Consider the following 4,197-nt stretch of genomic DNA (forward strand, 5'->3'; position numbering starts at 1 on the left):
TTCCAAGATGATCGGTTCCCCTCCCGGATATGTGGGTTATGATGAGGGTGGACAGCTTTCCGAGAAGGTAAGAAGAAATCCCTACTCTGTCATTCTCTTTGATGAGATTGAGAAAGCCCATCCGGATGTGCTGAACATTCTTTTACAGGTGCTGGATGACGGCCATATTACCGATTCTCAGGGACGAAAGGTTTCCTTTAAGAATACCATCATTATCATGACCTCCAATGCAGGGGCGGAGCAGATTATCAGCCCGAAAAAGTTAGGCTTTGATACGACTCCCGGACAGCTGGATAAAGACTATCAATATATGAAGAATAAGGTGCTGGAAGAGTTGAAAAATCTCTTTAGACCGGAGTTTTTAAATCGTATTGATGAAATCATTGTCTTTAGACCCATCAGTAAGGAAGATATGTCCAAAATTTTGGATATCCTTCTGTCTCAGCTGTATAAGAGGGCAAAGGGAGAATTGGATCTTGGCTTACGTTTAGATAAGGGAGCCAAGGACTTCCTGGTGGAAAAGGGCTATGATCCCAAGTTTGGTGCCAGACCTTTAAAGAGAACCATCCAAACCCAGGTGGAGGACTTACTGTCTGAAGCCATTTTAGAGGGTGAGATTCCTCAGGGCTCTTTGGTTACTGTGAAAATGGACAGAACCGGAGAGAAATTAAAGACCAGCATTAGAAAAAGGAAGGAAGAATGCCAAAAAGTTTAAATCTTTTTTTCTGTAAGGAATGTGGTTATGAGACCATCAAATGGTTGGGACAGTGTCCTTCCTGTAAGGCCTGGAACTCCATGGTGGAGGCTCCAAAAGAAAGTAAAAAAAGACCGGGGGGAGCAGGAACTATGCTTCCCCTGAAGAAGGCAGAGGCGAAAAAGCTGGAGGAAATCCCCTTAGATAAGGAAGATCGTATTTCCACCGGTTTCGGAGAGCTGGATAGAGTATTGGGAGGTGGCCTGGTGGCCGGCTCCCTCGTTTTATTAGGAGGAGATCCGGGAATCGGAAAATCCACCATTTTCCTCTCCGTAAGTCTGCACTTAGCTTCCAAGGGAGGAAAAAGAGTTCTCTACGTCTCCGGTGAGGAATCCCTAAAGCAGATAAAGCTTAGGGCCAATCGCATGGGAGAAGTGGAGGGAGAGCTTTATTTTCTGTCCGAAAGTAATTTAAATCAGCTCTTAGAGGTGGTGGAGGAAAGAGAAATTGATTTTCTGGTGATTGACTCCATCCAAACCATGTTTTTGGAAGAGGTAACAGCCTCTCCCGGTTCCGTAAGCCAGGTGCGAGAGTGTACCTCCTTCTTACTCCGCCTTGCCAAGGAGCGAGGGATTACCATTGCTGTGATAGGTCATGTGACCAAGGATGGAAATGTTGCCGGCCCGAAGATTTTAGAGCATATGGTGGATGTGGTTTTGTATTTCGAGGGAGAGCAGAACAGTCAGCTGCGTATTCTGCACGGACAAAAAAACCGCTTTGGTTCCACCAATGAAATTGCCGTTTTCACGATGGAAGAAAAGGGGCTATGCGAGGTGGAAAACCCTTCCGCCCTACTTTTGGCAGGCCGTGCTCTGGACTGCTCAGGCTCCATAGTGTCCTGCGGCCTGGAAGGCACCAGACCGATTCTTATGGAAATCCAGGCACTCTTGGTTCCTACTAACTTCGGTCTCCCCAGAAGAACCGCAAACGGTATGGATTATAATCGTTTGCATATGCTCCTTGCGGTAATGGAAAGGCGTTTAGGCATTGAGTGCTCTAAGTTCGATGCCTATATCAATATTGCGGGAGGCTTAAAGATTTCTGAGCCTTCCATTGATTTGGCGGTACTTTTGGCTTTAGTTTCCAGTTACAGAAACCTTCCTATTCCGGAGGACACCATGGTCTTTGGAGAGGTAGGATTGTCCGGAGAAATTCGTGGAGTAAGCCATAGTGAATCCAGAATCGAAGAAGCCATTCGACTGGGCTTTAAAAGAATTCTCTTACCGGCTTATCATGCGCCCACACAGGGGAAAAAGAGAGACATTAGCTTGATTCCGGTAAAAAATATAAGAGAGGCATTGACAATCTTCAAAAAATAGCATAGAATCATACCGTTGCTTTTCTAAAGCAGAGGGGATTAGTTCAATGGTAGAGCAACGGTCTCCAAAACCGCCGATGGGGGTTCGAATCCCTCATCCCCTGCTACGAAGAAACCCTAGGAATTAAGCCTAAAGTGGCTTGAAACCTAGGGTTTTTGCTTACTTTTTGGTAATGTGATTTTACTGAAAAGGGGAGATTTTTACCCGTTTTACATATAAAATCTCCATGTTCAATAATTTTCTTTTTTCGTTTGAAGATACCATTTAAAATCCTTTAATTTAAATTTCATATTTTTCTATTGGAGTATTTGCTCTACAAAATAGAATCCAGTTAAAAACATATGTTGCGCTATACCAAATCCAGCCATAGGAGAGAAGAAAATGATTATAAGCAAAGAAAGCCAAGAGTATCTGTCTGATAAAATTCCAAAAGAATCACTGGACAGAGGCAATACTCGTGAGGTACTTATGGAAATAGACAGATGGCTTGCTAAAAATGGTTTTGCCCCACCAAAGTACTATGATTATTCAGATGAAGGGCGAAAAATGCAAAATGTACGCGATAGAATATATGAGGATAACGTACTAAATAAGAAAATAGCATATTAAAACAGCACCTTCCCATCTGGGAGGATGCCGTTTAAGACTAAGAATTTTCGTAAAGATATTCCGGGGCAATATCAAGCTCATCATTCCAGACCACAGTACCGTCTTCTACATGAGCGGTAAGAAAAAAATCCAAATCTTTTAATCGTTGATATATAGGCTTTTGAAGTTCTGAAAGAAAGTTGAAAACACCTTTTTTTCCATTGGCAAAAGAAAGATGTAATTCATAGTTTTTGGAAGCTTTCACATCTGTGACAATCCAATTGGGAAGATTCATTTTAATTCTCCTATTTTAAAGGGGCAATTTTATACAAGGGTTGCTCTTCGATTGCTAAGTTCCAGTTCGCGAGGAGCTCATCTTTATGAATTTCTGCCCAAGCATTGATTAATTTAAATTGTGCCTTAGGCATTTCTCCTTCCATTAAGTCTCCATTAAGGGAAAAAGTAGCATAATACCCCTGATAGCTGGCATGAAAATGTGGAGGATTATGTTCTCCATTGTTATACATTCTAATAATGATTCCATAAAACATAGAAATTGTAGGCATAGTATTCTCCTTTTGTATTCATATATGAGTTACCTTTGCCCTTTTCCTATGATTCTCAAGTCTTTTCTCTTCATCTACTGTTGTTGTATAGCTAGGATTAATATATGTCAAGATGAAAGTTGAAGGAAAGATGTTTACAAATTTCTATTTTTCTAAAACCTTGCAAACAAATACACAAATCCTGAACCGAACATATCCGCCATGGAGTGTACCAGCACCACCGGCAGGAGATTTTTGATTCTATAGGTATAGAAGTAATAGTACAGAAGTCCGAATACCACACCGATAATAATGGCGGAAGTCATGCCCTGATAGGTGTGGAAGGAAATACGAATCATCGTGGAATATAGCAGGGTTTGCCATTTGTACTTTTGGTCTACGGTGCCTAGTAAGCCCAAAAAGAAGAATTCTTCATAGAAGGCATTTAATAAAGCATAGATAATGGCAACGGGGCTTAAGGCGGCTATTTTCCGAAATAACTCAAAGAAATCCATGGAAAGGAGAACTTCCTTGGTGAAGTAGTTATAGCCGTTATCAAAGAGAAGGTAAAGAACGTCTGCACTTAGTCCCATAATGGCAAGCAATACAAAGTACCAGGGAATTACGGAGAGCTTAAAGCGGAAGGGGATTTGTTTAAAATCAAAGTTACGAACAATCAGATACAGAAAAACCAAAAGCAGCATAAAGAACTGGAATTGCAGGTTGCTGGAATAAGCTACTCCTTCGGTGGCGGTATCCACGGTTTCCGCTACCGTTTCCGTAATGCTTTCCGTATTTTGGCTAAGAAGGATGGGGGAGAGGGGGAAAGCGTAAAACATAGCAGACTTTACAGCATTTAGGCTGTCCAGAAATAGCTGATTGGAGCGAATAATAAATTCTCCGAATAAAATCAAGGTAATGATGATAACATCATAGAAACGAAGATTCTTGGTTTTTTCTTTGGGGAAAATGAATTGACGAATAGACATGC

6 protein-coding genes and 1 tRNA gene are annotated in these 4,197 nt (G+C 41.6%); 4 read left to right on the top strand and 3 right to left on the bottom strand.

Annotation, left to right across the window (positions count from 1 at the left end):
* The 4 genes from ACO4PX_RS08945 to ACO4PX_RS08960 all read left to right on the top strand — a co-directional run.
* Positions 1-715, top strand: a 715-nt coding sequence (locus ACO4PX_RS08945) for an AAA family ATPase (protein ID WP_485572333.1), incomplete at its 5' end; no start/stop codon positions are given.
* Positions 700-2,073 carry a DNA repair protein RadA gene (radA, locus tag ACO4PX_RS08950; protein WP_315370199.1) on the top strand — a complete coding sequence of 458 codons (1,374 nt, stop codon included), beginning with the start codon at positions 700-702 and terminating at the stop codon, positions 2,071-2,073. The genes ACO4PX_RS08945 and radA, both read left to right, overlap by 16 nt.
* 32 nt (positions 2,074-2,105) lie before the next feature.
* Positions 2,106-2,176, top strand: a tRNA-Trp gene (locus ACO4PX_RS08955).
* A gap of 278 nt (positions 2,177-2,454) precedes the next feature.
* Positions 2,455-2,682 (top strand): hypothetical protein, encoded by a 228-nt coding sequence (locus ACO4PX_RS08960; RefSeq protein WP_472689469.1) that lies wholly within the window; start codon positions 2,455-2,457, stop codon positions 2,680-2,682.
* Between the two features lie 37 nt (positions 2,683-2,719).
* On the opposite strand, the gene ACO4PX_RS08965 is transcribed toward ACO4PX_RS08960, so the two are convergent.
* From ACO4PX_RS08965 to ACO4PX_RS08975, 3 genes are all read right to left on the bottom strand, one after another.
* Entirely contained in the window at positions 2,720-2,956 is a 237-nt protein-coding gene (locus tag ACO4PX_RS08965) for a DUF2442 domain-containing protein (RefSeq protein WP_472689470.1), read from the bottom strand.
* Positions 2,957-2,966: 10 nt separating this feature from the next.
* On the bottom strand, positions 2,967-3,227 hold the full coding sequence (locus ACO4PX_RS08970; RefSeq protein WP_472689471.1) for a DUF4160 domain-containing protein: 261 nt from the start codon (positions 3,225-3,227) through the stop codon (positions 2,967-2,969).
* 152 nt (positions 3,228-3,379) lie between these two features.
* Positions 3,380-4,195: a CPBP family intramembrane glutamic endopeptidase gene (locus tag ACO4PX_RS08975; RefSeq protein WP_314833184.1), complete on the bottom strand. Its 816-nt coding sequence runs from the start codon at positions 4,193-4,195 to the stop codon at positions 3,380-3,382.
* Positions 4,196-4,197: the final 2 nt, after the last annotated feature.

This window comes from Oribacterium sp. (assembly GCF_057249185.1).